Here is a 26,654-nt window from a genome sequence, read left to right on the forward strand (position 1 = left end):
TGACCGCGCACCGCCACGCACGACGCACGGTTCAGTGCTGCACGCGCGCCGCCGCGAATTCAATGGTGACGGTGGTGCCCTGCCCGGCAACGCTGTCGATTCGCAGCGGCCAGCCGGCGCGCTCGCTCAACTGGCGCGCGATGGCCAGGCCCATGCCCTTGCCGCCCACGTACTGGTTGGCGCGGAAAAAGGGCTCGAACACCCGCTCAAGGACCTGGTCGTCCATGCCGATGCCGGTGTCGCGGATCTCGATGCGGTTGCGCCGCACCACCACGTCGATGCGCCCGGACTCGGTGAAGAAACAGGCATTGTTGAGCAGGTTGCTGAGCATCACCGCCATCGCGCGCGACGACCCACGCAGGCGCGGTGCCGCTTCCTCGTGCAGGGCCAGCACCACGCCCGGCTTGTCGGCCAGCATCTCGCGCGCATCCTCGACCGCGTTGGCGGCCAGGGCGAGCAGCTCGAACTCTTCCTCGGGACCCGGAACGTCTTCCCGCGCGAGGATCAGGAAGGCATCCAGCACGCCTTCCATCTCGCGCGCGGCAAGCTGGATGCGGCCCAGCGAACGCTGCATGCGCGGCGGCGTTTCGGGATCGCCGCGCAGCATGTCGGCCGCCACGCGGACCACGGCCAGCGGCGTGCGCAGCTCGTGGCTGGCCTCGCGGGTGAAGTCGCGCTCGCGGCGCATGAAGGCCTGGGTGCGCTCCGTCAGGCCGCGCAGCGCTTCATTGAGCAGCCGCACCTCGCGCCCGACCTCGCCGGGAAGGCGTCCGGGATCGATGGCGTCGAGATCCGGCGCGCGCGGATCCCACCGCGCCACCTCGCCGGCCATCTGCGTGACCGGCAGCACCATCTGCCTGGCAATGCGGTAACTGAGCCAGCTGACCGCGGCGATCGCGATCGACGCCAGCAGCACCGCGATGAACAGCGTCCAGGTGGCCACCCGGTCGACGAGCGCGAACGACATGTTGATGTACAGCCGCCCGCCCCGCTGCTCCTCGACCAGCAGGCGATGCCGCACCCCGGCGATGCGCAGGTTGTGCAGGCCGGGTGCCAGGCGTGCATAACCGGCGGGCACGGCCGCGTCCCCGCCTCCGCTGGAGGGGACGAACCAGGCATGCACGGTCGCGGTCCCGGGGACCGGATGCGCGGGATCCCTGGCGCGCCCGTCCTCGAACGCGCGCGCCTCGGCGCGGATGCGTTCGGCGGTCAGCCAGTCGCGTGCCAGCGATCCCGACGCGTACAGCACGACCGCCACGGCGACCACCGCGAGTACCGCCTGGACGATGAACACGCGCCGCAGCTTGTGGGGCAACCCCTGTGGCATCGACGAAGAAGACCGTCAGGCTGGCGGCTGTTCGATGTCCGCGATGCGATAGCCGGCGCTCTGCACGGTATGCAGCAGCGGCTTGTCGAACGGCTTGTCGATGGTCTTGCGCAGGTTGTAGAGATGGCTGCGCAGGGTGTCGGAGTCGGGCAGGCTGTTGCCCCAGATCTCGCGCTCGATTTCCTGGCGGTTGACCACCCGCGGCGACTCGCGCATGAGGATCGTGAGCAGCTTCAACCCGATCGGGGACAGCTGCAGCTCGCTGCCGCCGCGCGTGGCGCGAAGGCTGGCCGGGTCCAGGACCAGGTCCGCGACCTTCAACACCTCCGACCCCACCTGGCGACGCTCGCGGCGGATCAGGGCGCGAAGGCGCGCCTCGAGCTCCTGGATCGCGAACGGCTTGGTGAGGTAGTCGTCGGCGCCGGCACCCAGGCCGGTGAGCTTCTCGTCGAGCGTGTCGCGCGCGGTCAGCATCAGCACCGGCGTGGACTTGCGCGCTTCCTCACGCAGCCGCTTGCAGACTTCAATGCCGTCCAGCCGCGGCAGCATGAGGTCCAGCACGATCACGTCGTAGTTGTTCTCCGCGGCCAGCCGGTACCCGTCGAGGCCATCGGCGGCGTAATCCACCTCGAACCCCTTCCCCTCCAGGTACTCACCGACCATTTCCGAAATATTGCGGTTGTCCTCGACGATCAGGACAAGCCCACCCGGCTCCTGCGATCCGCGCATATGTGCTCCATTCCAAGGCAGTCTTCAGCTTTGTGAAAGGCTGCCGTGCGGCAGGTCTACGCGCCGTGAAGACGGCACCGGACATCGTCGGCGCGGGAGGTCAGAACGGGATGCGGCGGGTCAGGATGTCCTTGAACATGACCCAGTCGCCGGCGAACGAGTACAGCGGATGCCGGAACGTGGCCGGGCGGTTCTTCTCGAAGACGTAATGCCCGACCCAGGCGAACCCGTAGCCGCAGGCCAGCGCCCCCAGCAGCCACAGGCCATTGCCGCGCAGGATGGCGATGAGGACGCAGGCCAGCGCACCGCAACTGCCGGCGAAATGCAGCCGTCGCGAGGTGCGGTTGGCGTGCTCGGACAGGTAGAACGGATAGAACTCGCGGAAGCTGGCGAAACGCGACATCCCGTCCCTCGTTCTCAGTTGTCCTCGCGCGCCTTGGCGAGATCCCAGTAGCGATCCTGCTCTTCCAGCGACAGCCCCTGCAAGCCGGTGCCGTCCGATGCGGCCAGCGCCTCCATGCTGCGGAAGCGGCGCTCGAACTTCTGGTTGGCGCGGCGCAGCGCCGATCCGACATCGACCCTGGCGTGCCGCGCCAGATTGGCCGCGACAAACAGCAGGTCACCGATCTCCGCCTCGATGCGGTCACGCGCCGCCGCGTCGCCGGGCTCGCGCGCCACCGCGGCGAACTCGACGCGCACCTCCTCCAGCTCCTCCTCGAGCTTGGCGATCACCGGCGCGGGGCCGGGCCAGTCGAACCCGACCCGCGCCGCGCGGTGCTGCAGCTTGGTGGCGCGCTGCCACTCCGGCAGGCCGCGGGCGATGCCGGCAAGCGCGGAGGTGTCGGCGTCGCCGGCGGCCGCGCGTTCGGCGCGCTTGATGGCGTCCCACTCGCGCAGCACGCCCTCGGCGTCGTCGTGGGTGGCGTCGCCGAACACGTGCGGGTGGCGGCGCTCCATCTTTTCCGAGATCGCGTTGGCGACGTCGTCGAAGCCGAACGCGCCCTGCTCCGACGCCATCTGCGCATGGAACACCACCTGCAGCAGCAGGTCGCCCAGCTCCTCGCACAGCGCAGGCAGGTCGCCGCGGTCGATCGCGTCGGCGACTTCGTAGGCCTCTTCGATCGTATACGGCGCGATGCTCGCGAAGTCCTGCTCGAGATCCCAGGGGCAGCCGCCATCGGGGTCGCGCAGCCGCGCCATGATCGCCAACAACCGCTGCATGGGGTCGCGCTGTCCGGACACGTGTTGCTCCCTGGAAAACTTTTCTTGCCGCTGATTTGCGCGGATTGCCCTAAATCCAGTCCCGCCACGGCAGCTGCGGATCGCCCAGGGCGATGAAGTCGCCGTTGAGCAGGGTGTCGCGCTGGTTGTAGCGGAACGGACGGCCCCGCGGATCGAGGACGCAGCCGCCGGCGGCTTCGAGGATCGCCTGGCCTGCGGCGGTATCCCACTCGCTGGTCGGGCCGAAGCGGGGATAGGCGTCCATGCCGCCCTCGGCCAGCAGGCAGAACTTGAGCGACGAGCCGAGGCCGATGGTGTCGTGTTCGCCGATGCGCGCCATCAGCGCGGCGGTGCGGGTGTCGAGGTGCGAGCGGCTGGCGGCGACGCGCAGGGGCGCGGTCGCGGGGCGCCGGGTGCGGATGGCGGATTCGCCATCGGCATCGCAGCGCCAGGCGCCTGCGCCGGGCGTGCCATGCCAGAGCGTGCCGGTCACCGGCGCCTGGATCACGCCGAAGACCGGCACGCCGTCGTCCACCAGCGCGATGTTGACGGTGAACTCGCCGTTGCGCTTGATGAACTCGCGGGTGCCGTCGAGCGGGTCGACCAGCCAGAAGCGGCGCCAGGCGTGGCGCGTGGCGGGTGGCACCTGCGCCGACTCCTCCGACAGCACCGGGATGTCGGGCGTGAGCGCGGCGAGGCCCGCGACGATGCAGCGGTGCGCGGCCATGTCGGCGGCGGTCAGCGGGCTGGCGTCGGCCTTGTGTTCGACCGCGAACTCGCCGGCGTACACCGCCATGATCGCGGCCGCGGCGTCGCGCGCGATCGCCTGCACGGCGGCGCGCACGCCCTCAGCCAGCGGCATGGTGCGCCAGCCAGTCACGGACGATGAACAGCGCGGCGATCGAGCGGCCTTCCGAGAAGTCCTCGCGCAGGATCAGCTCGTGCAGGCGGTCGATGCGCCACGGCACCACTTCGAGCTCTTCCGGCTCGTCGCCGGGCAGGCGTTCGGGATACAGGTCGCGCGCCAGCACCAGATGGGTCTGATGGCTCATGTAGGTGGGCGCAAGGGTCAGCACGCGGAGCACGTCGATCCGGTGCGCGCCGTAGCCGGCCTCTTCCTTGAGCTCGCGGTTCGCGGCCTCGACCGGCGTCTCACCGGCGTCGATGCGGCCCTTGACCAGGCCCAGCTCGTAGCGGTGTACGCCGGCGGCGTACTCGCGCACCAGCAGCACGGTGTCGGCGTCGAGCATCGGCACCACCACCACCGCGCCATGGCCGCGGCCATGCAGGCGCTCGTAGCGGCGGCGCTCGCCGTTGCCGAACTCGATGTCCAGGTGCTCGAGGCGGTAGGGGCCGGCATCGCTCTCGGTGATGCCGTGGATGATCGGCAGCCGGCGGCTCATCGCCACGCCCGCGCGGCCACTCGGGCGATAATGCAGCGATGTCCGACAAGGCGATCCACGATCCCGCCATTCTAGCCGAGCCCGGCAGCTGGCGTTCCCGCGACCTGGCCGTGGTCTGGCACCCGTGCACGCAGATGCGCGAGCAGGCCGGCGAGCTGCCGATGCTCGAGGTCGCGCGCGGCGACGGTGCCTGGCTGGTCGGCCACGACGGCCGGCGCACGCTGGACGCGGTCAGCAGCTGGTGGACCAACATCCATGGCCACGCCGAACCGCGCATCGCCGAAGCGGTGGCGCGCCAGGCGCGCACGCTGGAGCATGTGATCCTGGCCGGTGCCACGCACCCGGGCGCGGTCGAGCTGGCCGAGCGCCTGCTCGCGCTGGCGCCGCGCCAGGCCGGCCGCGCGCCGCTGGCCAAGGTGTTCTATGCCGACAACGGCTCGGCGGGCGTGGAAGTCGCGCTGAAGATGGCGTTCCAGTGGTTCCGCAACCGCGGCGACGAGCCGCGGCGCACGAAGTTCGCCGCGCTGTCCAACGGCTACCACGGTGAGACCATCGGCGCGCTCTCGGTGGGCGACATCCCGCTGTACCGCCGCGTCTACGCGCCGCTGCTGCTGGAGGCGATGTTCACGCCGTCGCCGGATGCCTACCTCGCACGACCGGGCCAGTCCGCGGCAAGCTGCGCCGAAGACGCGGCCGACGCGCTGGCGCGCCTGTTCGATGACCATCCCGGAGAGTTCTGCGCGCTGATCCTGGAGCCGCGCCTGCAGTGCGCCGGCGGCATGCGCATGCACGACCCGGTGTACCTGAAGCGCGCGCGCGAGCTGTGCGACGTGCACGGCGTGTTCCTGATCGCCGACGAGATCGCCACCGGCTTCGGGCGCACCGGCACGATGTTCGCCTGCGAGCAGGCCGGCATCATGCCCGACCTCATGTGCCTGTCGAAGGGCCTGACCGGCGGCTTCCTGCCGCTGGCGGCGGTGCTGGCCACGCAGGCGATCTACGACGGCTTCCTCGACGACACGCGCGAACGCGCGTTCCTGCATTCGCACAGCTACACCGGCAACCCGCTGGCCTGCGCCGCGGCGCTGGCATCGCTCGACATCTTCGCCAGCGACGATGTCATCGCCCGCACCCAGGCCACTGCCGCGAAGATGGCTGCGCTGGCCGCGCCGTTCGCGTCGCTGCCGCACGTCGCCGACGTCCGCCAGGCCGGCATGGTGGTGGCCTTCGAACTGGCGCGCGACGGCAACCGTGCGACACCGTTCGCCGCGTCCGACAAGGTCGGCCTGCGCGCGCACCGCGAGGCCATCGAGCGCGGCGTACTGCTGCGCCCGCTCGGCGACATCCTCTACTGGATGCCTCCCTACTGCATCGACGACGACCAGCTGGCGCTACTCGCCGAGACCACGGCGGCGGCGATCGCGGCAGGCACATGCGCCTGACGCGCGCCTGGGTCGACGCCCCGCTCGCGCCGGGCCAGCGGCTGGCGCTGCCGGAGGACGCCGCGGCCCACCTGCTCCGCGCGCTGCGGCTTGACGTGGGCGACGCGTGCGTGCTGTTCAACGGCGACGGCCACGACTATGACGCGCGCGTGGTCGCGGCCGGCAAGCGCGGTGGCGAGGTCGAGGTCCTGGCATCGCGCGTGGTGGAGGCCGAGTCGCCGCTGCGCATCATGCTGCTGCAGGGCGTGGCGCGCGGCGAAAAGATGGATCTGATACTGCAGAAGGCTACCGAACTCGGCGTAGCCGGGTTTGTACCTGTCAACAGCGAGCGCAGCGAGGTGCGGCTCGATGCCGCGCGGTCCGCAAAACGCGTGCAGCACTGGCAGGGTGTGGTGGCCTCCGCGTGTGAACAGAGCGGGCGCGCGCGGCTGCCTTCCGTTGCGGCTCCGCTGGGCCTCGCCGAAGCCCTGCTGTCACTGCCTGGCGACGGCCTGCGGCTGACGCTCGACCCCGGCGCGGCAACTGGCATCCACGCACTGTCCTTGCCGCCATCGGCCACGGTGGTGGTCGGTGTTGGCCCGGAAGGCGGCTGGTCGCCGCGCGACCGCGAGCAACTCCTTGCAGCCGGCTTCTCCGGGGTGCGGCTGGGGCCGCGGATCCTGCGTACCGAAACCGCCGGCATCGCCGCGGTCAGCGTGTTGCAGGCGACGTTCGGGGATCTTCGCTAGCCGGACAGCGCGGACGCGAGCGGGCCGCCTTGGGCTCAGGCGGCAAGCGCGTCGCGGATCGCGCCTTCCAGCGCGTCCACGTCAGGCAGCAGTGCCGGCTCGTTGTTGAGCAGCACGCGCATGCGCACGGCGGTCGGCAGTGCCTGGTCGCCTTCGTCATCGGCGGTCTCTTCCACCAGCGCGTCGCGCGCCACCGTCACCAGGCGCGGGAAGCCCTGGGTCAGCAGCGCGACATGCGGAAGCTTGGGGTCGTCGCCGAGGGCCTTGAGCACGACGACCTTGCTGCCAAGCCCACCGACTTCATCGGCGAGGCCGGACAGGCGCGAGAACGACACCAGCGGCAGCTGCCAGCCACGCCAGCGGATGCGGCCCAGCAGCCACTGCGGGGCACCCTCGACCGGCTCGGGCTCGGCGAACGACAGGACCTCGGCGATCGTGGCGTTGGGCAGCAGCAGGCGCGCGCCTGCGACCTGGATCAGGACACCGCGGATCTCGGCATTGGCGTGGGCGTTCATGTCGGTCCTCAACTTGGCCAGCGGTCGCGCAGCTGCTGCGCGAGGTCGGCGGGATCGGCGGCCGCGGCGCCACGCGCAATCAGCGCGTCGGCGGCAGCCGCGTCGTAGCAGGTCCCCGGGGACTGGGCCATCACCAGCGCGCCCTCCATGGCCAGCGCCATGGCACGTTCGGCGCGGACCGGATCACTGCCACTCAGGAACAGCAGTGCGCTGTCGCCGGCAGGCAGCGCCGCCACGGGGTCGCGCGCGTCGTGCTCATCGACTGCCGCGAACACCAGGCGCGCACGGTCGGCGACAACCACCAGTTCCGGCGGCAGGAAGTAGATCGTGGCGGCCTCGGCGGCCTGGCCGTCCTCCGCCAGCGCCACCGGCAGCGGCGTCGCGCGCTCCATCTGCTTCACCAGGCGGTCGTAACGGCCACCATCGAGCTGCAGGCGCACCAGCACGGCACGCGGGAATCCTTCGGGCAGGTTGCCAAGCAGCTGGCGCACCGCATCCGGTCCGCCGAGCCCTCCCTCGACCAGCACCGCGCCGCGCAGCGTGCCATGGCCGTAGCTGTCGAATTCCGCCAGCGACAACCCGCCGAGGCGGCTTTCCAGGGCATCGAGATCGACCGGCTGCACGGCAGGCCGGCTGGCCAGCGGCGCATCGTCATTGGCCAGCGACAGGCCATCGCCAAGCGCGAGCATGTCGGCCGTGCCGCCCTCGGCGCTGGCGTCGATGCCGTCGGGGCCAGCCATATCGACGCCGTCCGCTGCTGGCGCCTCGGGGTCGACCAGGCTGAACCCGGACCCGTCATCGACGTCCGCCGGCGACGGCACGTCGCCGGACGTGGCTTGCGCCTGCTCGGCCAGCAGCGCGGCAAGCGCCGGGTCGTCGGCAAGCGAGATGTCGTAATCGCCGCCGGCGGCCGACGAGGACCAGTCCATGTCTTCGACGGACAGCAGACCGGACAAGCCAGGGTCCGTCGCCTCGTCGGCGAACACGTCCGCGCGGGGAACGTCGGCGGCAAGTTCATGCGCCGTGTCCGCCATCGCCTCGAGGTCGAGCGTGGCGCCGTCGAACTCGCGTGCCGGCAGCGGTCCCGGATGCGGGTGGAGGGTGTGTTCGTCTTCCGCGCCGGGTGGCAGCACGTCGTGGTGGCGGTTGAGCTTGGCGGCGAGATGGCGCACCCAGCGCGCCGCGTCCCAACCGTCGCGCTGCGCGGCAAGCTCGGCCTCGTCGAACACCACCACGACCGCGGGGTCCATGAGCAGCGCGTCATAGCGTTCCAGCGCGTCCTCGATCGCCGGCTCCAGCGCCACCAGCACCGCCTGCGGCGCGAGCGCCAGGGCCTCGGCCGGATCGGCGGTGACCGGGTCGGCCGCCAGCGCGAGCTCCGCGCCGGCGTCGGCGACCGCGGCTTCCAGGCGCGTGCGCGCCTCGCCGGGACGCGCCAGCAGCAGGACGCGGATCTTGTCGCTCGCGGCGTCAGGCATCTTCGCGTTTCAGCTTCAGCAGGTCGTAGACGTTGCGGACCAGTTCGTTCTCCTGGTACGGCTTGCCGAGGTAGCGATCCACGCCGATCTCGAACGCGCGCTGGCGATGCTTCTCGCTGGTACGCGAGGTGATCATCACGATCGGCACGTTCCGCAGGCGCGGGTCGGCCTTCATGATGGTGGCAAGTTCGTAGCCATCCATCCGCGGCATCTCGATGTCCAGCAGCATCAGGTCCGGGACCCGATCCGCCATCCGCTCGAGCGCGTCCACGCCGTCCTTCGCCGTCGCGACCTCGAAGTTGTGGCGCTCGAGCACGCGGCCGGTGACCTTGCGCATGGTGATCGAGTCGTCGACCACCATCACCAGCGGCACCGGGCGCTGCTCCTGCACCACCACCGGCTCGACATCGCGCGGCATGGTGGCCTGGCGGCGCACCAGCGGCGCCACGTCGAGGATCACCACCACGCCGCCGTCGCCCATGATGGTGGCGCCGAAGATGCCCGGAATCGAGGCGACCTGCGGCCCCACCGGCTTCACCACGATCTCGCGGCTGCCGATGATCTGGTCGACCGCGACCGCCGCGCGCAACTCGCCCGAGCGCACCAGCAGCACCGGCATCTGCATCTGGCCCTCGGCCTTCGCCGCGCCATGGCCGACCAGTCCGCCGAGGTCGTGGACGACGTAGTCCTCGCCACCGTAGGAGTAGCTGGCGCCGGGCTTCTCGAACTCGTCGCGGGCGATGCGCCCGACGCCGCGCACCGACGCGATCGGCACCGCGAAGCTGGTGTCGGCGATCTTGACGAACACCGCCTGGGTCACCGCCAGCGTCTGCGGCAGGCGCAGGATGAAGGTCGTGCCCTCGCCCTTGCGGGTGCGGATGTCCAGCGTGCCGCCGAGCTGGCGCACTTCGCTGGCCACCACGTCCATGCCGACGCCGCGGCCGGCCAGGCGGCTGACCTCATCGACCGTGGAGAAGCCCGGCTCGAAGATCAGCATGTCGAGGTCGGCATCGGCCATCACGGCGTCCGCGCGCAGCAGGCCGCGCTCCTCGCCACGCCGGCGGATCGCGGCGCGGTCCAGGCCGGCGCCGTCGTCGCCGACCTCGAGCACCACTTCCGAACCCTCGCGGCGCACCGCGATGTGCACGGTGCCTTCTTCGGGCTTGCGCGCCTTGCGACGCTGCTTGGGCAGCTCGAGTCCGTGCGCCACCGCGTTGCGCAGCATGTGCTCGAGTGGCGCGGTCATGCGTTCCAGCACGTTGCGGTCGAGCTCGCCATGCGCGCCGTCCAGCTTGAGCTGCACGTGCTTGCCGGTATCGCCGGCGGCCTGGCGGACCACGCGGCGCAGGCGCGGCACCAGTCCGTCGAACGGCACCATGCGCGTGCGCATGAGGCCTTCCTGCAGTTCCGAGCTCACGCGCGACTGCTGCAGCAACAGGGTTTCGTACTGGCGCGTCAGGTCGTCCAGCGTGCCCTGCAGGCTGGTCAGGTCGGCCGCGGACTCGCCGAGCGCGCGCGACAGCTGCTGCAGCGTGGAGAAGCGGTCGAGCTCGAGTGGATCGAAGGTCGCGTCGCCGGTGTCCTGCTCGCGCTGGTAGCGGGCGACGATCTGCGCTTCGGTCTCGATGTCGAGGCGGCGCAGCTGGTCGCGCAGACGCATGTTGGTCTGCTCCATCTCGCCCATCGCACCACGGAACGCGCCCAGCTGCTGTTCCAGGCGGGCGCGGTAAATCGCCACCTCGCCGGCGTAGTTGACCAGGCGGTCGAGCAGGTCGGCGCGGATGCGCACCTGTTCCTGCGGCGCGCGGACGGCGATGTCGTCGTCGTCGCCGGCAAGCGGGCCGGTGCTCATCGGCGCCGACAGCGGCTTCAGTTCAACCTTGGGCGCCGGCACGCGCGCGGCATCGACACCCGCCGCATGCGCCGCCAGGTCGTCGCCGCGGGCACGTGAATCGAACGCGTCGATCAAGGCCTGCGAGGCGCTGATGGCACGGCCTTCGCCCACCCGCAGGACCATGGCATGCAGGCGGTCGAAACCGCGCTCGAGCAGCGGCACGTCACCGCGGCCGAGGTCGAAGCGCTGCTCCGCCACGGCTTCCAGCAGCGATTCCATCGCGTGGCCCAGCTCGCCGATGGCGAACACACCGGCCATGCGCGCGCCACCCTTCAGGGTGTGCAGGTCTCGCTGCATGCCGACCACCGGCTCGCGGTCGCCGGGCGTTTCGCGCAGGCGGGCCAGCAGGCTGTCGGAGTGGTCGAGCAGGTCGCGACTCTCCTCGACAAAGATGTCGATGAGTTCCGGGTCCAGGCCGGTGAAGTCGAACGCCGCATCCGGATCCTGGTCGAGCGCGATCGCCGCCAGCAGGCTGGCCACCGCGGGGTCGATGTCGTGGCGGCCGTCGATCGCGGCCGCGAGTTCCTCGGCCTCGAAGGCTTCGGCGTCGAGGCGCTCGGCTTCGAGGCGTTCGGCCTCGGCACGTTCGGCGTCGATGCGCTCGGCGTCGGCGCGTTGCGCTTCGGCAAGCTCGGCTTCCAGCTGCTCGAGTTCGAGGCGTTCGGTTTCCGCGCGCTCGGCTTCGGCGTGCTCCGCCTGGGCGACTTCTTCGGCGGCCATCGCGGCTTCGCGCTGCTCGAGCTCCAGGCGCTCCGCCTCCTGGCGCTCCGCGGCGATGCGCTCGGCTTCGGCACGTTCTTCGGCGGCGATCTCGGCTTCCAGCTGCTCGAGCTCGACGCGTTCGGCTTCCAGGCGCTCCGCTTCGATCCGGCCGGACTCGAGAAGTCCGGCTTCGAGCGCATCGAGTGCGGTGCGCTCGGCCTCGAGGGACGCCGGATCGGCCGCCAGAGCGCCATCCGCCAGCAGGTCGACGCCCGCGATGCCGGCTTCGGCGGACGCGACTTCGAGGCGCTCCGCGTCAGTGCGGTCGGCCTCGATGCGCTCGGCTTCACTGCGCTCTGCTTCCAGGCGCTCTGCCTCGACACGCTCCACTTCAAGGCGCTCGGCCTCGAGGCGGTCCGCTTCGACACGCTCGGCTTCAAGGCGTTCGACTTCGAGGCGTTCGGCTTCGAGGCGCTCGGCTTCGGCGCGCTCTTCCGCGGCGATGTCGGCTTCAAGCTGCTCGAGTTCAAGGCGTTCGGCTTCGATACGTTCGGCTTCGACGCGTTCGGCTTCGAGCCGCTCGGCTTCGAGGCGCTCTGCTTCGAGGCGCTCTGCTTCGAGGCGTTCGGCTTCGAGGCGTTCGGCTTCGAGGCGTTCGGCTTCGAGGCGCTCGGCTTCGAGACGCTCTGCTTCGAGACGCTCTGCTTCGAGACGCTCGGCTTCGAGACGCTCGGCTTCGAGGCGTTCGGCTTCGAGGCGTTCTGCCTCCAGGCGTTCGGCCTCCAGGCGCTCTGCGTCCGCATCCACGTCGTCTTTGACGATCGCGGTGGCATCGTCATGCCTGGCCTGGAAGCTCGCATATGGGCTCAGGTCGAGCGCGACCAGATCCGGCGACTGGCCGATCCAGGCCGGCATTCCGCTGTCGTCCGCGCCGGCGTCGGTCTCGGTGGCCTGCGCATCCTGCGGGGCCAGCCTGATGTCCGGCAGGGCGTCGCGCAGGCCCACCAGGCGCGCGGCCAGGGCCAACGCCACCGGCACCTGCGGCGCGGGCGCGTGCAGGCCAACCAGGGCGGCGCGGGCCACCTCGGTGAGCTCGCCGATCGCGGCCACGCCTTCCACGGAAGCCGGAGTGCCGCCTGCGAGCAGGCGACGGATATAGCCTTCGGCGGGCGCCACGACCTGCGCGACCGACGGCACTTCGGTCATCGCGAAGGCACCGTTCATGGTGTGCAGCGCGCGCAGCAGTTCTTCGCTGGCCACGGTCGGCGCGTCGGCGGCACGAGCCACCCAGGCATCGACCGTCACCAGGTGTCCGGCCACCTCGGCGTCGAGGATTTCCAGCAGCAGGGCGTCGACCGACGCCGGCATCATTTCGATCTCGGCACGCGGCGCATCGGCCAGCGGGGCGATCGCGTCGCGCCCGGCATCGGCATCGGCATCGGCCAGTCCAGCCTCGGCGGCGACCGTGTCTTCGGCAGGCACATCATCGCCGGCCACTTCCACCGCCACCGCGTGCTCGGGCATGCCTTCGTCGCCGGCGGCGATGCGCTCGGCGGACGCCTGCATGCGGGCCAGGTCGACCTGCACCGGGCCGTCGCCGCGCAGCGCGGCCTGCAGCTGCGGGAGGGTGTAGAAGGCCTGGTCGACCATCGCCACCACGGCGGGGCTGGCGACGCGCGTGCCCTCGAGCACGCGATTGAGCATGTGCTCGACCTTCCAGCTGAATTCACCCAGCGTGCGCGCGCCTACCAGGCGCCCGCTGCCCTTGAGGGTGTGGAACACGCGGCGGATGGGGCGCAGGCGCTCCATGTCGTCCGGCTGTGCGCGCCACAGCGGCAGCAGCTGGTCGAGGTTGTCGATTTCCTCGGCGAACTCCTCGAGGAACACCTCGCGGATCTCGTCGTCGATCTCGTCGCCGGTGGCTTCGAAGCCGCCTTCGGCGCGTGCGATCGCGGGCGCTGGCGCCGCTGCGGGCATGGCCGCGGGTGTCTCCACGGGCGCGGGCAAGGTGGCCCGCGCGCCGTCGTCGTCGCGGTCACGGTCGATGAGCGCCGCGACCGTGCGCTCGATGTCCGCTTCGCTGAAGACCGCCTGCGCGTCGTCGCCGGACGCATCGGACGATACGGCGGCGTCGGTCTCGCGTTCAGCCGGCAGCGGCCAGTAACCCAGCGTTTCCAGGCTCTGGCGGGTGACGTCGAGGATCTCGTCGCGGTTGAACCTGTTCTCGCGCAGCGCCTCGAGGTAGTACTCGAGGCTTGCCAGCGCATCGGCGAACGTGTCCAGCTGGCGGCCATTGGGCACGCGGCGGGAGCCGATCAGTTCGGCCTCGGTGTAACGGCGCACCCCGGTGAGGTACGCGGCCGGCACCGGCAGCTCGAGCATCTGCAGCGCGCCCGAGACTTCCTGCAGCAGGCGCGGCACCTCGGCCAGTTCGGCGTGGTCCCAGCTGGTCTCGATGAAGGCGACGAATGCCTGGCGCGCATCGGCGAAGTTGGCGATGGCCTCGCGGACCAGCACCTCCAGCACCTTGCGCGACTCGGTGGAGAACAGGTCGTCCTCGTCGCCGCCATCCTCGTCGCCCGCGCCGAGGCGCGACACCTGGTCGTCGAGCGTGGCTTCGACATAGAGCAGCGCGCCGGCGACATCGAGCAGCGCGCCCTCGTCGGCGCTGCGGTCGCCACGGACGATCGCCGCCATCGCATCGCGCTGCTGCTGGATCACGCCGCGCGCCACGCCCAGGCCAAGCATGCCGAGGGTATCGGCGACGCCGCCGAGCGCGTCGACCTGCGGCGCCAGGCGCGAAAGCTCGCTTTCGCCGGTGCGCAGGTGCAGGTCGAGCGCATCCTTGACGCGCAGCAGGTCTTCCTTGACGGCGGCGGACACGGTGTCGAGCAGCGCGCGGTTGCGGCCGCTGAGGCTGCCCTGCGCGTGGCTGATCTCGGAAGCCGAGGGCAGCTGTCCGGAGAGTTCGAAGGTGTCGTGCAGCGCGCGCAGCTGCGCATGGTCGCCGCTGCCGTGGGCCACGTGGTAGAGCAGCTGGCGGGTGGGCTCGAGCACGGCCTCGGCACGCGGGATGCCGAAACCGTCGTCCTCGAACATGCGCCGCGACTCGCGCTCGACGCTGGCGAACACCTGGCGCAGGCCGGGGCCGGCCTGCAGCGCGCCATCGGACATGGCCTTGGCCACTGAAGAGGCGACCCACAGCATCCGCCGCGCGGGTTCCTGGCGGGTATGCGCCAGCAGGTCGTCGAGCGACGCGGCCAGCACGCCCGCGTTGTGCGGCGTGCCGGATTCGGGCCACGCGGCCATGGCGTCGCGCAGCCCGGCAAGCAGCGGCTGGGCGCGCGCATTGCGCACCGGTGCCGGCTCGACCGTGGTCGGCGCCGGCGCGATCGAGCCCGGCAGCGGACGCTGCAGGTCGGGCGCGAACAGCACGCTCTCCGACAGCCCCGCCTCGCCGCGCGCCGCGCGCAGCTCGTTGAGCAGCGGCAGCAGCACGATTGGAATGTCCTTGTGCCCGCTCTGCAGGCGCTCCAGGTAATCCGGGAGCAGCACCACGCCACGCATCAGGGTGGCGCAGGCGCCGTCGCGGTCGACGCTGCGCCCTTCCTGCAGCGCCTGGGCGAGGCGCTCCATCTCCTCGGCCACCATCGCCGGCGCATACAGCTCGACCATGCGCAGCGTGCCCTGCACCTGGTGCAGGTAGCTGGCGCAAAAGCGCATGCGGCTGGTGTCGGCGGGGTCGGCGGCGAAGTCCTCGATTTCGATCCGCGCCTGGCGCAGGGTCTCGTCGAGCTCCGGCTTGACCCAGCCGAGCGTGGTGTAGTCGATCGCGTCGCGCAGGGCGGTCATCGGTCTGTGCTTCAGGCCGGCAGCTTGAAGTCGGCGACCGAGCGGCGCAGGTCGGCGGCAAGCTGCGCCAGGTTGCCGATGGACTCGGCGGTCTGGTTCGCGCCCTGCGAGGTCTGCGCGGTGATCGACTGGATCGTGTTCATGGTCGCGGTGATGTTGGTCGCGGCCGCGGACTGCTGCTGCGAGGCGCTGGAGATGCCCTCGATGAGCGACGCGAGGCTGGTCGAGACGCTTTCGATCTCGCCCAGCGCGGTACCGGCGTCCTCGGCCAGGCGCGCACCGGCAACCACCTCGGAGGTCGTCTGCTCCATCGAGCTGACCGCCTCGTTGGTATCGGACTGGATGGTCTGGACCAGCGATTCGATGCGCTTGGTGGCGTTGGACGAGCGCTCGGCGAGCCGCTGCACTTCGTCGGCCACGACCGCGAACCCACGGCCCGCCTCACCGGCCGACGCCGCCTGGATGGCCGCGTTGAGCGCCAGGATGTTGGTCTGCTCGGAGATGTCGTTGATCAGTTCGACGATCGAGCCGATTTCCTGCGAGCTCTCGCCCAGGCGCTTGATGCGCTTGGAAGTTTCCTGGATCTGGTCGCGGATCGAGTCCATGCCGGCGATCGTCTCGCGCACCACGCCCGCGCCCTTGGTGGCGATCTGCACCGAGCGCTGCGCCACGTCGGCCGACTCGGCCGAGTTGCGCGACACCTGGTTGATGCTCTGCGCCATCTCGTTGATGCGGTCGGACGCGGAGTTGATCTCCTGCGCCTGGTGCTCGGCGGCCTCGGCCAGGTGCATGGCGGTGGCCTGTGTCTCCTGGGCGCTGGACGCCACCTGCACCGAGGTGTCGTTGATGGTCTGCACCAGGCTGCGCAGCTGTTCGACCGCGAAGTTGATGGAGTCGGCGATCGCGCCGGTCATGTCCTCGGTGACCGTGGCCTTGACCGTCAGGTCGCCTTCGGCGAGCGAGCCCATTTCGTCCAGCAGGCGCATGATCGCCTCCTGGTTGCGGTTGTTGAGCTCCATCGTGGTCTCGAAGCGCTCGCGCTGCGCGCGGCCGAGTGCCCACAGCAGGCCGGCCAGCGCGAACAGCGCCAGGCCACCGGCGATGATCGAGATCCAGATGTTGCCGAGCAGGCTGGTGTCGCGCAGCGAGCCGAACGCGGTCAGCGCCTGGAACAGCGACTCGCTGTTGCCGAGCAGCTTGTCCGACCCGGTGGTCAGCGCGGCGGCGGCGTTCTGCGCGGCGAACAGGTTCTCGGAGCTGGCGAGGATCGCGTCGAGGTCCTTCTTCATCTCCGTCCACTGCGTGGTCGCCTGCGCCAGCGCGGCCAGCGCGGCGGCATTGCCCAGCGGCTGCACGTTCATGGCGTCGTCGCCCGAACGCAGGCCGGTGAGCACCTGCTCGAACACGCCCGCGTCGCGGGCCAGCGCGTCACCCGCGTTGGAGGCGCCGGCGCCACCGGCGCGGATTTCGGTGACGCGGCGCGCCATCGTGGAGGCGAGCACCACTTCACGCAGGGCGATGTAGATCTGCGACGACGGCGAGCCGCTGGCCGACATCGCGCGCACCACTTCATCGAGCTGCGCCTGCAGCTGCGGCACCGCCTGGCTGAAGCGTTCGGCGTTGCCGGCGAAGGCGACCACCGCGGCCTCGCTGGCCAGCACCTGGTCGGCGTTCATCGCCAGGGGCGCCCAGGTTTCGCCGACCGCGCGGATCGGACCGCTGACGCCGGTGGTGCTGCCGAAGTTGCTGTCGAGGCGCGAGATGTCGCCGTCGATCGCGGCCTTGGTGGCGCGGAACGCCACGAACGACGCGGCATTGCCTTCGACCGCCTCCCGGCCCTGGTTGGCCAGGCGCTGCGAGTTCACCTGCAGGCTCGACGCCGCCGTGCTGGCGCCACCAAGCCGCGCCGCCTTGGTCATCGCGTAGATGGTGTTGCCGGCGAATACCAGCAGCGACACGACCAGCAACCAGATCCAGACGTTGGTGCCGATGTTGCGACCCTTGCCGGCTACGCTGTCGATGACATTGCTCATGGTGTTACCTCTGGCCTTGCTGGGGCGGCGGTCATGCCGCGGCGTGTCGGAATTCGGGGGTGCGGGACAGCCTGTCGAGGCTGAAGACCGCCCATGGATGACCGCCCACTTCGTAGGCGCGGTCGATGAAGTTCGCATAGCGGCCATCGGCAAGGCCGGTGGCATCGGTTTCCTGCTCGACCAGGAAGCTGCGCTGGCCGTACAACTCGTCGATCGTCACGGCCACGTCGCCGCCGGGCTGGCGCACCAGCAGCACGCGCTGGCTTTCGTGCAGCACGGTGCGCTCGCCTTCCAGGAACATGCGCAGGTCGACCACCGGCAGCAGGTTGCCGCGGATGTTGGCGACGCCGAGCATCCATGGCTGCGAGCCGGGCACCGGCGTCAGCTGCGGCATGGGCAGGATCTCGACCACCTCGTCGAAGCCGGAGGCCAGCGAGCGGCGGCCGACGCGATAGCCGACACCGCGCCACAGGCCGGGCGCGTCGAGCTGCTCCGGCAGGCCGGCAATGTGCGCCAGGCTGCGCTGCTCGTAGACGGCGAGGATCTCGAACGGATCCATCGCCACCGGGCGGGCGGGGCGCTTGGCCACTTCAGGCACCCAGCAGGCTGTTGATCTGCTCGACCAGGTCGCGTTCGACCGGCGGCTTGACGATGTAGCCCTTGGCGCCCTGGCGCATGCCCCAGGCCTTGTCGGTTTCCATGCCCTTGGTGCTGACGATCAGCACCGGGATGGCGCTGGTCGCCGCGTCGCGCGACAGCGCACGCGTGGCCTGGAAACCGTTCATGCCCGGCAGCACCAGGTCCATCAGCACCAGTGCCGGCAGCTCGCGCTTGCACATTTCGATGCCGTCTTCGGCGTTGGCGGAAGCCAGCACCTCGTGGCCGTTGCGTTCAAGCAACTGGGTGAGCACCGCCGTATCGGTCGGCGAATCCTCGATCAACAGGATCTTTGCCATGGTGTACCTGTCCCCCCGGTCAGGCGTTGACGTGCTTGCGGATGGCGTCGAGGAGTTCCTCGCGCGTGAATGGCTTGGTGACGTACTGCTCGGAGCCCACGATGCGGCCGCGGGCCTTGTCGAACAGGCCATCCTTGGAGGACAGCATGATCACCGGCGTGTGCTTGAACAGCTGGTTGTTCTTGATCAGTGCGCAGGTCTGGTAGCCGTCCAGGCGCGGCATCATGATGTCGACGAAGATGATCTGCGGCCGCTGGTCGGCGATCTTGGCCAGCGCCTCGAACCCGTCGGTCGCGGTCACAACGTCGGCGCCTTCGCGACGCAGCAGGGTTTCTGCCGTGCGGCGAATGGTCTTCGAATCGTCGATCACCATCACGCGCAGGCCATCAAGGCTGCCGGCGCGATTCTCGTCCTGCGTCATCATGTCTCCCCGGTGCGCGTCGCTCGTAAACGCCGGCGTCGCTGCAAGCAGTCTTATATCCCAGTCGGGCGCCACACTGTCAAGCAAGAATATGGCGTTGTGCGTGCACGATCGGCAATCGCGGCAATCGTGCCGCATGCAGCTGCTAACATTTGTCAGTTACTGCCGTGGAAGGCCCACATGTCACTCGAAGTCATCGTCGTGATGGACCCGATCGAATCGATCACCATCGCCAAGGATTCGACGTTCGCCATGCTGCTCGAGGCGCAACGGCGCGGTCATCGCCTGCACTACGTGCTCCCGGGTGGACTGTCGATGGACGGCGGCGTCGCCCAGGCCCTCGTCGCACCGCTGCAGGTGTCCGACGATGCTGCGGGCTGGTTCAAACTGGGAACTGCGTCACAGCGTGCGTTCCGGGTGCGCGACGTCGTGCTGATGCGCCGCGACCCGCCTGTCGACGCCGACTACCTGCACGACACGCTGATCCTCGACGCCGCGCGCATGGCCGGCGCCAACGTGGTCAACGATCCGCGCGGCCTGCGCGACCTGAACGAGAAGCTTGCCGCCCTGCTGTTCCCGCAGTGCTGCCCGCCGACCCTGGTCAGCCGCAATGCCGCCGCGCTGAAGGCGTTCGTCGCCCTTCATGGCGAGGCGGTGCTGAAGCCGCTGGACGGCATGGGTGGCCGCTCGATCTTCCGCGCGAGCAAGGGCGATTCGAACCTCAACGTGATCCTGGAGACGCTCACCGACAGTGGCCGGCACCTGGCCATGGCGCAGCGCTACCTGCCGGAGATCACCGAAGGCGACAAGCGCATCCTGCTGGTCGACGGCGTGCCGGTGGACTGGTGCCTGGCGCGCATCCCGCAGGGCGACGAGTTCCGCGGCAACCTGGCCGCCGGCGGCCGCGGCGAAGGTCGCCCGCTCAGCGAGCGTGACCGCTGGATCGCGGCGCAGGTCGGCCCGGAGATGGTCAAGCGCGGCATGCGCTTCGTCGGCCTCGACGTGATCGGCGATTACCTCACCGAGGTCAACGTCACCAGCCCGACCTGCATCCGCGAGCTTGACGCCCAGTTCGGGCTCAACATCGCGGGACTGCTGTTCGACGCCATCGAGCAGTGAGGCGCGGCGGCTGACGTGGCGGCACTGCCTGCGCAATCGGTGATCGGCGACCGCGACCGGCTCGGCGCCACCCTGGTGCTGTCGCTGCTGGTGCACGGCATGCTGGTGCTGGGCGTCGGCTTCGCGCTCGACGATGCGGCGCCGGTGCTGCCCACGCTGGACGTCATCCTCACCGAGACCACCAGCCCACTGACGCAGTCGCAGGCCGACTTCCTGGCGCAGGCCAGCAACCAGGGCGGTGGCGAGGACGAGCTCAGCAAGCGCCCGCGCGATGCCCAGGTCGGCCAGCTGCCGCAGGACGAGTCCGGCGTGGCGCAGCAGGCGATGCGCGCGCAGTCACCCGACGCCAGCGTGCCGCCGGAAACACGCGTGGTCGCCAGCCGCAACGGCGAATCGCGCGTCATCGCGCCGGAGGACACGCCGCTTGCCGACGACGCGCCGCTGCCGCGCGGCGAGGAACGCATCGAACGCGACCTGGCGATGGCGCGCCTGGCCGCCGAGATCCACCTGCAGTCCGAGCGTTACGCCAAGCGGCCCAAGCGCAAGTTCGTGTCCGCCAGCACCCAGGAATGGGCCTACGCGACCTACCTGCGCAGTTGGGTGGATCGCGTCGAGCGGGTCGGCAACCTCAACTATCCGGACGAAGCGCGCCGCCGGCAGCTGTCCGGAACGCTGGTGATCAGCGTGGCGATCCGCCGCGACGGCTCGGTGGAGCGCGCCGAGGTGATCCAGTCCAGTGGCGTGCGCCTGCTCGACGATGCCGCGCTGCGCATCGCCCGGCTCGCCGAGCCTTACCCGCCGCTGCCGCGAACGGAAGAGGAGATCGACGTCCTCCACGTCACGCGCACCTGGAACTTCCTGCCGGGCGGCGAGCTGGTCGACGATTGATGCCGTGGCACCCCTGCCTCAATCGCGCTGGCGCGATGCGGCCTGCTCGGCCACGGTGAGCGCCACGTTGTTGCGCAGGTAGGCGGGTTCCAGCAGGTCGGGGGCGACCGCTTCGCCGCGCGCGAACGCCGCCGCGGCCATCCGGGCCAGGTCGCCGGCGCGTGGCAGGGCCGCGTCGTCGACCACGCCCAGGCGTGCGCCCAGGCGCGTGCGCAACGCGCCGTCGAGTGCCGCGAAGCCGGTGCCGACGCCGATCCAGCCGCCGTCCGTGGCATCGCCCGGCAGCGTGGCCGCATCCGGTGCCACGACCGCCTCGGGCACCAGCGCCCGCCAGCCGTCGCCAACGCGCGCGAATCCGCCCAGGTAGACCTCGCCCATGCGCGCGTCGATCGCGGCGAGCACACGCGTATCCGCCAGGCCTGCTTCGGGAACGCGCGCGCCCTGCGCCAGCACCGCCAGCGTGGACACCGCCAGCGCCGGCAGGTCCAGCGCCAGCGCGATGCCCTGCGCCAGCGAAATCCCCAGGCGCACCCCGGTGAACGCACCCGGCCCGCGGCTGACGGCAATGCCGTCCAGGCTGGCGCGGGCGATGCCGGCCTCGGCCAGCAACGCATCCGCCCACGGCAGCACCAGCTCGGCGTGGCGGCGCGGCGCGACCTGGAAGCGCTCGCGCACCTCGCCATCCAGCCAGAGCGCGACCGAACAGGCTTCGGTGGAGGTTTCGAGGGCGAGCAGGCGCATGGAGGGTGGACCGGGCGACGGGGCGCGACAGCGTAACCCGCGCCGGCGCCGGCCTCAGCCCCGGGCGAAGAACGCGGCGACGTCGGCGATGTCGCGGGTGCGCGGAAATGGCGGCAGCGAAGCGAGGAAGCGCTTGCCGTAGCCCTTGCCGAGCAGGCGCGGATCGCACAGCACCAGCACGCCGCGGTCGGTCTCGCTGCGGATCAGTCGCCCCACGCCCTGCTTGAGCGCGATCACCGCCTGCGGCACCTGCTCGTCGCGGAACGGGTTGCCGCCGGCGCGGCGGATGGCATCCAGCCGCGCCTCGAACACCGGATCGTCGGGCGCGGCGAACGGCAGCTTGTCGATCACCACCACGCTCAGCGCGCCGCCGGCCACGTCCACCCCTTCGCGGAAGCTGGCCGCGCCCAGCAGCACGCCGTTGCCGGACTCGCGGAAACGCTGCAGCAGGACGTGCCGCGGTGCCTCGCCCTGCACGAACAGCGGCCACGGCCCGTCGCGGAGGCCTTCGGCGGTCTCGCGCAGCGCGCGGTGCGAAGCGAACAGCAGGAACGCGCGGCCACCCGAGGCCTCGAGCACCGGCCGCACCGCGGCGGTGATCGCCGCGCTGTAATCGCGCGACGACGGCTCGGGCAGCGACGGCGGCAGGTAGGCCAGCGCCTGGGTGGCCCAGTCGAACGGGCTTGGCGCCAGCAGCGTGCGCGGCTCGACCAGGCCAAGCCGCGTCGCGATGTGGTCGAAGCTGCCGTCCACCGCCAGCGTGGCCGAGGTGAACACCCAGGCCGCGCCCGAACGTTCGCGGTGCGCACGCAACGGCCCGGACACGTCCAGCGGCGTGCGCTGCAGGCGGAAGCCGCGCGGCGACAGCTCGTACCAGCGGATGTCGTCGTCGGCCTCGGCCATGCCGTCGTCAAGGCCGCGCGGCACGCACCAGCGCGCGAGGCGCGCCTGCTGGTCGAGCGCACGCATGTGGCAGGCCTCCAGGCCTGGCGCGGCCTCGCGCAGCGGCGCCAGCGCCCCGGCCAGCGCGCCCAGCGATGCCGACAGCGCGTCCAGCGCGTCCGCCACGTTGGCGTGCAGCAGCGCCTGCGCCTGGGTGCCGCGCACCGGCACCACCTCCATCTCCGCGCGCAGGCCGCGCGTGGCCTGCTCCAGTGCGCGCGCCGGCTCCTGCAGCACCGCCAGCGCGCCGTCGACGTCGCGGCATTCGGCGACCGCATCGCGCGCCAGTTCGACCAGCGGGCGCGCCGACAGGCCCTCGCCGAAGAACTGTGCGGCGAGCTCCGGCAGCTGGTGCGCTTCGTCGACCACGAAGGCCTCGGCGCCGGGCAGGATCTCGCCGAAGCCCTCCTGCTTCAGTGCCAGGTCGGCCAGCAGCAGGTGGTGGTTGACCACCACGATGTCGGCGTCCTGCGCGCGCTGCCTTGCCTGCACGACGAAGCACTCGCTCCAGAACGGGCATTCGTTGCCCAGGCAGTTGTCGGCGGTGGACGTGACCATCGGCAGCAGCGGCGAGTCCTCGGCCAGCGACTCCATTTCCGCCACGTCGCCCATGCGCGTGCGCCCGCCCCAGGCGACGATGCGCTCGAACTGCGACACCTGCGCCGCGCTGGTGAAGCGCGCCTCGCCCCGCGCGCGCTCCACGCGATGGCGGCACAGGTAATTGGCGCGCCCTTTCAGCAGCGCGGTGCGCAGGCCGATGCCGAGCGCGTCGCGCACCCGCGGCAGGTCGCGGTGGTACAGCTGGTCCTGCAGCGCGCGCGTGCCGGTGGAGATGATGGTCTTGCGCCGCGACAGGATGGCCGGCACCAGGTAGGCGAAGGTCTTGCCGGTGCCGGTGCCGGCCTCGGCCAGCAGCACGTCGCGGCTGCCGAACGCCCCGGCGACGGCGGCGGCCAGGTCCTGCTGCGCCGGGCGTGGGCGGAATCCGGGCAGGCGGTCGGCCAGCAGGCCACCCTCGACGAGGGTGGCGCGGCTGCGTGCCGCCAGTTCGCCTTCGACCTGCGGCGCGGCGACATCGGGTTCGATATGGCTCATCTGGGCGCCATGATCGCCGCAAAGCGCGGCCGCGGGCGTCATCCGCTGACCGTCGGCGACGTCGGCGAACTGCGCACCCGCCGCGATCGCCTGCTCAGTAGCGCGCCGGCGGGCCGATCCGGCAGGCGTCGACGGCAGCCCTGGCCGCCGCGGCACCGGCGGCATCGCCCTCCAGCAGGCGCACCTGCTCGAGCGTGGTCCAGTGGCGCCGGCACAGCGGCCCGACCTGCGAGCCGAGCGCGAACGCGCGCTCCGCGAGGCTTGCAGCCGCGGCGCGGTCGCCCAGCAGCAGCGCGACTTCGGCCCGCTCCTGCAGCAACGCGGGATCACCGGGCACGATCTCGATCGCATGGTCCAGCGCCTTGGCGGCGTCGGCCACGTGGCCCTGCGCCTCGAGGCGATGCGCCTGGTCGCGAAGGTCCTCGACCTCGTTGTCGCGCAGTGGTTGCACCGACAGTTCGCCTTCGCCATCGCCGGCCGAAGCGCGGATGGTCGCGACCATCTGCACCGGCGTGGCGGAGGTGAGTGCGGTCGTCGGCGCCGCCGGCGGCGCCGACGCGCAGGCCGCCAGCGCGACAAGCAGCGCGCACGGCAGGGCGATGCGCAGGGAGGTTTCGCGGAACGTGCGGGATGTCATGGTCACGGCTGCGGTTCGGAAGGAGGTGGAGGGGGTGGCGGTTCCGTCGGCTCCGCTGCAGCGTCGCGGTCGCGGCCGAAGCCCAGCCACTCGCGCCAGCCGCCGCCAGGTTCGGCGCCCGCGCCGGCGACGGCACCTGGGTCATCGACGTAGGCCGGTGGCGCGCAGGGCTGCCATGGCGGCGCGAAGCCTTCGGCAAACGCGAAGCGGCGCGCCGCCGGACAGCTGGCATCGGTGCTGGTGCCGCCCACCACCCACTGCCAGTCGAGTCCCTTGTCGCCGACCTTCAGCGCCGCGCTCGGCATCGCCTTGAACAGGCCCGACCAGATCCGCATGGCGCCGGTGGCGCCGTACAGGCCGGTCTGCCCGTTCTTGTCGTTGCCCACCCACACCACCGCGAGGTGGTCGCCGGTGTAGCCGGCAAACCAGCTGTCGCGGCCGTCATTGCTGGTGCCGGTCTTGCCGGCGGCGTTGAGCTTGCCCAGGCCGTCGTTGACCAGCTGGCGGCCGGTGCCGGACGACACCGCGTGCTGCAGGGCCAGCGTCACCAGCCGCGCCGCGGTGCGGTCGCCGTCGTCCGGCTGTGGCGGCGCCTTGTCGTAGCGCTTGAGCACGCGGCCGTCTTCGCCGAGCACGCCGCGCACGGTGTACAGCGGCTGGATCTCGCCGTCGGACGCCAGGAACTGGTAGAGCTGCGCCATGGCATACGGGCTCTGGTCGACCGAGCCGAGGATCAGCGCCGGATTGGCCGCCGCCTCGATGCCGGCCAGCTGCTTGATCAGGTTGGCCAGGCGCTCGGGGCGCACCGCCATGCCCACGCGCACCGTCGCCTGGTTGTAGGAGCGCGCCAGCGCGTCCACCAGGCGCACGCTGCCATGGCTCTTGCCGTCGGAATTGCCGGGATTCCAGCGCTTGCCCGTGTCGAGGGTAACCGTCACCGGCGAATCGTCCACCCAGGTCGCCAGCGACCAGCGGTCAGGCAGGGCGAGCGCCAGCAGGTACACGAACGGCTTCAGCAGCGAGCCGACCGGCCGCTGCGCCTCGACCGCGCGGTTGAAGCCGGGCGTGGACACGTCGCGACTGCCGACCACCGCGACCACTTCGCCGTTGTGCACGTCGGTGACCACCAGGCCGGTTTCCAGCGCCGGGCGGCGCGCGTTGTCGAGCGCCTTCATGGTGCGTTTCACCGCCGCTTCGGCGTAGGCCTGCGCCGAGGGCGACATGCTCGTCATCACGGCAAGCCCGGCGCCCTGCAATTCCTCGGCCGAGTAGTCGGCGGCGAGGTGGCGGCGCACCAGGTCCACGTAGGCCGGGAAGCGGTTGGCGGCGGCGCTGCCCGGGCGCTCGCTCACGCCCAGCGGCGCGGCCACCGCGCGGTCGTGTTCGGCCTGCTCGATCAGCCCGGTCTCGAGCATCTTGCCGAGCACGAAATCGCGGCGCGCGCGCGCGCGCTCGGGGTGGCGGCGCGGATCGTAGTCCGAGGGCCCGCGGATGATGCCGACCAGCAGCGCGACCTGCTCGGTGGAGAGATCGTCGAGGTGGCGGCCGAACCAGTGTTCGGAGCCGGCGGCCACGCCGCGGATCGCCTGCGCGCCGCGCTGGCCCAGGTACACCTGGTTGAGGTAGGCCTCGAGGATCACGCCCTTGTCGTAGCGCGCCTCGATCAGCAGCGCGTACAGGATCTCGTTGAACTTGCGGCTCCAGGTCTGCTCGCGGCCGATGCCGAGCAGGCCGCTGCGCGCGAGCTGCTGGGTCAGCGTGCTGGCGCCCTGTTTCGTGTCGCCGGCCTTCAGGTTGACGAACGCCGCGCGCAGCATGCCGCCCAGGTCGATGCCGAAGTGGCTGGCGAAGTCGCGGTCCTCGACCGCCTGCAGGGCATCGGTGAGCTGCTGCGGCACGTCCTGCACGCGCACCAGCCGGCGCTCCTCCTGCTGCTTGCCATACAGCGTGGCGATGCGCGCCGGGTCCAGGCGCGCGGACCTGGCGTCGCGCCCGGCCGCCAGGTCGCGGACCTTCGCGACCCGCCCCGAGGCCAGCTGCACTTCAACGCGACCCGGCGCCACTGCACCGCCGACGTCCTGGAAGCCGCGGCTGGCGATGGTGAACCGGCCGCCCTCGCCCGCCGCCCAGGTGCCGGCCTTGCGGCCGTCGCCTTCGCGATAACCGGCAGCCGCCAGCTCGGTCTTGAGCGTGCCGGCATCCATCGCCAGTCCCGGCGCCAGCGCCAGCGGACGCGCGTAGACGCGCGTCGGGATCTGCCACTGCAACTGCCCGAAGCTTTTTCCGACCTGGTGGTTGAGGTACAGCGTGTACGGGATGAGGAAGCCGAGGCCGAGGCCGGCCGCGGCCAGGGTCCAGGTCAGCAGCCGGCGGCGCCAGTCGAGGCGCGGGCTGTGGTCGTCGTGGTCGTCTTCGTCGTAATCGATGCGTGCCATGTGGGCTCGACGGCCCGGGGGCCAGGTGGCGCCGGGTCGGCGCGTTGCGGGAATGCGAGAATGGAAAAAAGCGTGCCGAGTCTAGCCCAGCGCCAA

The 26,654-nt window shown here is 71.1% G+C and carries 21 protein-coding genes; 4 read left to right on the top strand and 17 right to left on the bottom strand.

The genetic code is table 11. The features are described 5' to 3' along the window. Positions 1-31: 31 nt before the first annotated feature. The 6 genes from IDM46_RS10280 to nudE all read right to left on the bottom strand — a co-directional run bounded on the left by IDM46_RS10280 (position 32) and on the right by nudE (position 4,680). On the bottom strand, positions 32-1,294 hold the full coding sequence (locus tag IDM46_RS10280; protein ID WP_185115632.1) for a HAMP domain-containing sensor histidine kinase: 1,263 nt from the start codon (positions 1,292-1,294) through the stop codon (positions 32-34). 48 nt (positions 1,295-1,342) lie between these two features. Continuing rightward, positions 1,343-2,056 (bottom strand): response regulator transcription factor, encoded by a 714-nt coding sequence (locus IDM46_RS10285; protein ID WP_182825083.1) that lies wholly within the window; start codon positions 2,054-2,056, stop codon positions 1,343-1,345. A 100-nt stretch (positions 2,057-2,156) separates the two neighbouring features. Continuing rightward, on the bottom strand, positions 2,157-2,459 hold the full coding sequence (locus IDM46_RS10290; protein WP_182825081.1) for a DUF962 domain-containing protein: 303 nt from the start codon (positions 2,457-2,459) through the stop codon (positions 2,157-2,159). A 14-nt stretch (positions 2,460-2,473) separates the two neighbouring features. Further along, positions 2,474-3,277: a nucleoside triphosphate pyrophosphohydrolase gene (gene mazG, locus IDM46_RS10295; protein ID WP_185116076.1), complete on the bottom strand. Its 804-nt coding sequence runs from the start codon at positions 3,275-3,277 to the stop codon at positions 2,474-2,476. Between the two features lie 70 nt (positions 3,278-3,347). Then, on the bottom strand, positions 3,348-4,139 hold the full coding sequence (cysQ, locus tag IDM46_RS10300; protein ID WP_182825079.1) for a 3'(2'),5'-bisphosphate nucleotidase CysQ: 792 nt from the start codon (positions 4,137-4,139) through the stop codon (positions 3,348-3,350). Continuing rightward, complete coding sequence (gene nudE / locus IDM46_RS10305) at positions 4,126-4,680, bottom strand: ADP compounds hydrolase NudE (protein ID WP_182825077.1); 555 nt, start codon at positions 4,678-4,680, stop codon at positions 4,126-4,128. The genes cysQ and nudE overlap by 14 nt, the downstream gene beginning before the upstream one ends. A gap of 38 nt (positions 4,681-4,718) precedes the next feature. On the opposite strand from nudE, the gene bioA reads away from it, so the two are divergent. Both bioA and IDM46_RS10315 read left to right on the top strand, forming a co-directional pair. Continuing rightward, a complete protein-coding gene (gene bioA, locus IDM46_RS10310) occupies positions 4,719-6,122 on the top strand; it encodes an adenosylmethionine--8-amino-7-oxononanoate transaminase (protein WP_182825075.1) in 1,404 nt (467 codons plus the stop codon). Further along, positions 6,113-6,850 carry a 16S rRNA (uracil(1498)-N(3))-methyltransferase gene (locus IDM46_RS10315; protein WP_185115633.1) on the top strand — a complete coding sequence of 246 codons (738 nt, stop codon included), beginning with the start codon at positions 6,113-6,115 and terminating at the stop codon, positions 6,848-6,850. Before bioA ends, IDM46_RS10315 begins: the two co-directional genes overlap by 10 nt. A gap of 35 nt (positions 6,851-6,885) precedes the next feature. Here the strand turns inward: IDM46_RS10315 and IDM46_RS10320 are convergent, their stop codons facing one another. Genes IDM46_RS10320 through pilG form a run of 7 tightly spaced genes read right to left on the bottom strand, consistent with a single transcriptional unit; the run spans position 6,886 to position 18,701 of the window. Then, complete coding sequence (locus IDM46_RS10320; RefSeq protein ID WP_182825071.1) at positions 6,886-7,365, bottom strand: chemotaxis protein CheW; 480 nt, start codon at positions 7,363-7,365, stop codon at positions 6,886-6,888. An 8-nt stretch (positions 7,366-7,373) separates the two neighbouring features. Continuing rightward, a complete protein-coding gene (locus IDM46_RS10325) occupies positions 7,374-8,843 on the bottom strand; it encodes a chemotaxis protein CheB (protein ID WP_182825069.1) in 1,470 nt (489 codons plus the stop codon). Continuing rightward, on the bottom strand, positions 8,836-15,291 hold the full coding sequence (locus tag IDM46_RS13630; protein WP_221441874.1) for an Hpt domain-containing protein: 6,456 nt from the start codon (positions 15,289-15,291) through the stop codon (positions 8,836-8,838). The genes IDM46_RS10325 and IDM46_RS13630 overlap by 8 nt, the downstream gene beginning before the upstream one ends. Before the next feature lie 11 nt (positions 15,292-15,302). Next, positions 15,303-17,324 carry a methyl-accepting chemotaxis protein gene (locus tag IDM46_RS10355; protein ID WP_182825067.1) on the bottom strand — a complete coding sequence of 674 codons (2,022 nt, stop codon included), beginning with the start codon at positions 17,322-17,324 and terminating at the stop codon, positions 15,303-15,305. A gap of 31 nt (positions 17,325-17,355) precedes the next feature. Next, positions 17,356-17,883 (bottom strand): chemotaxis protein CheW, encoded by a 528-nt coding sequence (locus tag IDM46_RS10360; protein ID WP_182825317.1) that lies wholly within the window; start codon positions 17,881-17,883, stop codon positions 17,356-17,358. Positions 17,884-17,914: 31 nt separating this feature from the next. Beyond that, a complete protein-coding gene (locus tag IDM46_RS10365; protein ID WP_182825065.1) occupies positions 17,915-18,280 on the bottom strand; it encodes a response regulator in 366 nt (121 codons plus the stop codon). Positions 18,281-18,299: 19 nt separating this feature from the next. After that, positions 18,300-18,701 carry a twitching motility response regulator PilG gene (pilG, locus tag IDM46_RS10370; protein WP_182825315.1) on the bottom strand — a complete coding sequence of 134 codons (402 nt, stop codon included), beginning with the start codon at positions 18,699-18,701 and terminating at the stop codon, positions 18,300-18,302. A gap of 180 nt (positions 18,702-18,881) precedes the next feature. Here pilG and gshB point away from each other — a divergent pair, with 180 nt between their 5' ends. Together gshB and IDM46_RS10380 are read left to right on the top strand one after the other, a co-directional pair. Further along, the gene (gene gshB / locus IDM46_RS10375) at positions 18,882-19,820 is read left to right on the top strand and encodes a glutathione synthase (RefSeq protein WP_185115635.1); all 939 of its coding nucleotides are present in this window, start codon (positions 18,882-18,884) and stop codon (positions 19,818-19,820) included. A 99-nt stretch (positions 19,821-19,919) separates the two neighbouring features. After that, positions 19,920-20,708, top strand: coding sequence for an energy transducer TonB (locus IDM46_RS10380; protein WP_185116077.1), 789 nt, complete (start codon positions 19,920-19,922; stop codon positions 20,706-20,708). 18 nt (positions 20,709-20,726) lie between these two features. Here the strand turns inward: IDM46_RS10380 and tsaB are convergent, their stop codons facing one another. The 4 genes from tsaB to mrcB form a co-directional block, all read right to left on the bottom strand. Beyond that, positions 20,727-21,449 (bottom strand): tRNA (adenosine(37)-N6)-threonylcarbamoyltransferase complex dimerization subunit type 1 TsaB, encoded by a 723-nt coding sequence (gene tsaB / locus IDM46_RS10385; RefSeq protein ID WP_185115636.1) that lies wholly within the window; start codon positions 21,447-21,449, stop codon positions 20,727-20,729. Between the two features lie 54 nt (positions 21,450-21,503). Continuing rightward, entirely contained in the window at positions 21,504-23,486 is a 1,983-nt protein-coding gene (locus IDM46_RS10390; protein WP_185115637.1) for an ATP-dependent DNA helicase, read from the bottom strand. A gap of 94 nt (positions 23,487-23,580) precedes the next feature. Continuing rightward, positions 23,581-24,123, bottom strand: a complete 543-nt coding sequence (locus IDM46_RS10395; protein WP_185116078.1) for a hypothetical protein — start codon at positions 24,121-24,123, stop codon at positions 23,581-23,583. Positions 24,124-24,125: 2 nt separating this feature from the next. Next, a complete protein-coding gene (gene mrcB, locus IDM46_RS10400; RefSeq protein WP_185115638.1) occupies positions 24,126-26,558 on the bottom strand; it encodes a penicillin-binding protein 1B in 2,433 nt (810 codons plus the stop codon). Positions 26,559-26,654: the final 96 nt, after the last annotated feature.

Origin of the sequence: Luteimonas sp. MC1825 (assembly GCF_014764385.1) — a bacterium.
In the GTDB taxonomy this organism is placed as follows: domain Bacteria; phylum Pseudomonadota; class Gammaproteobacteria; order Xanthomonadales; family Xanthomonadaceae; genus Luteimonas.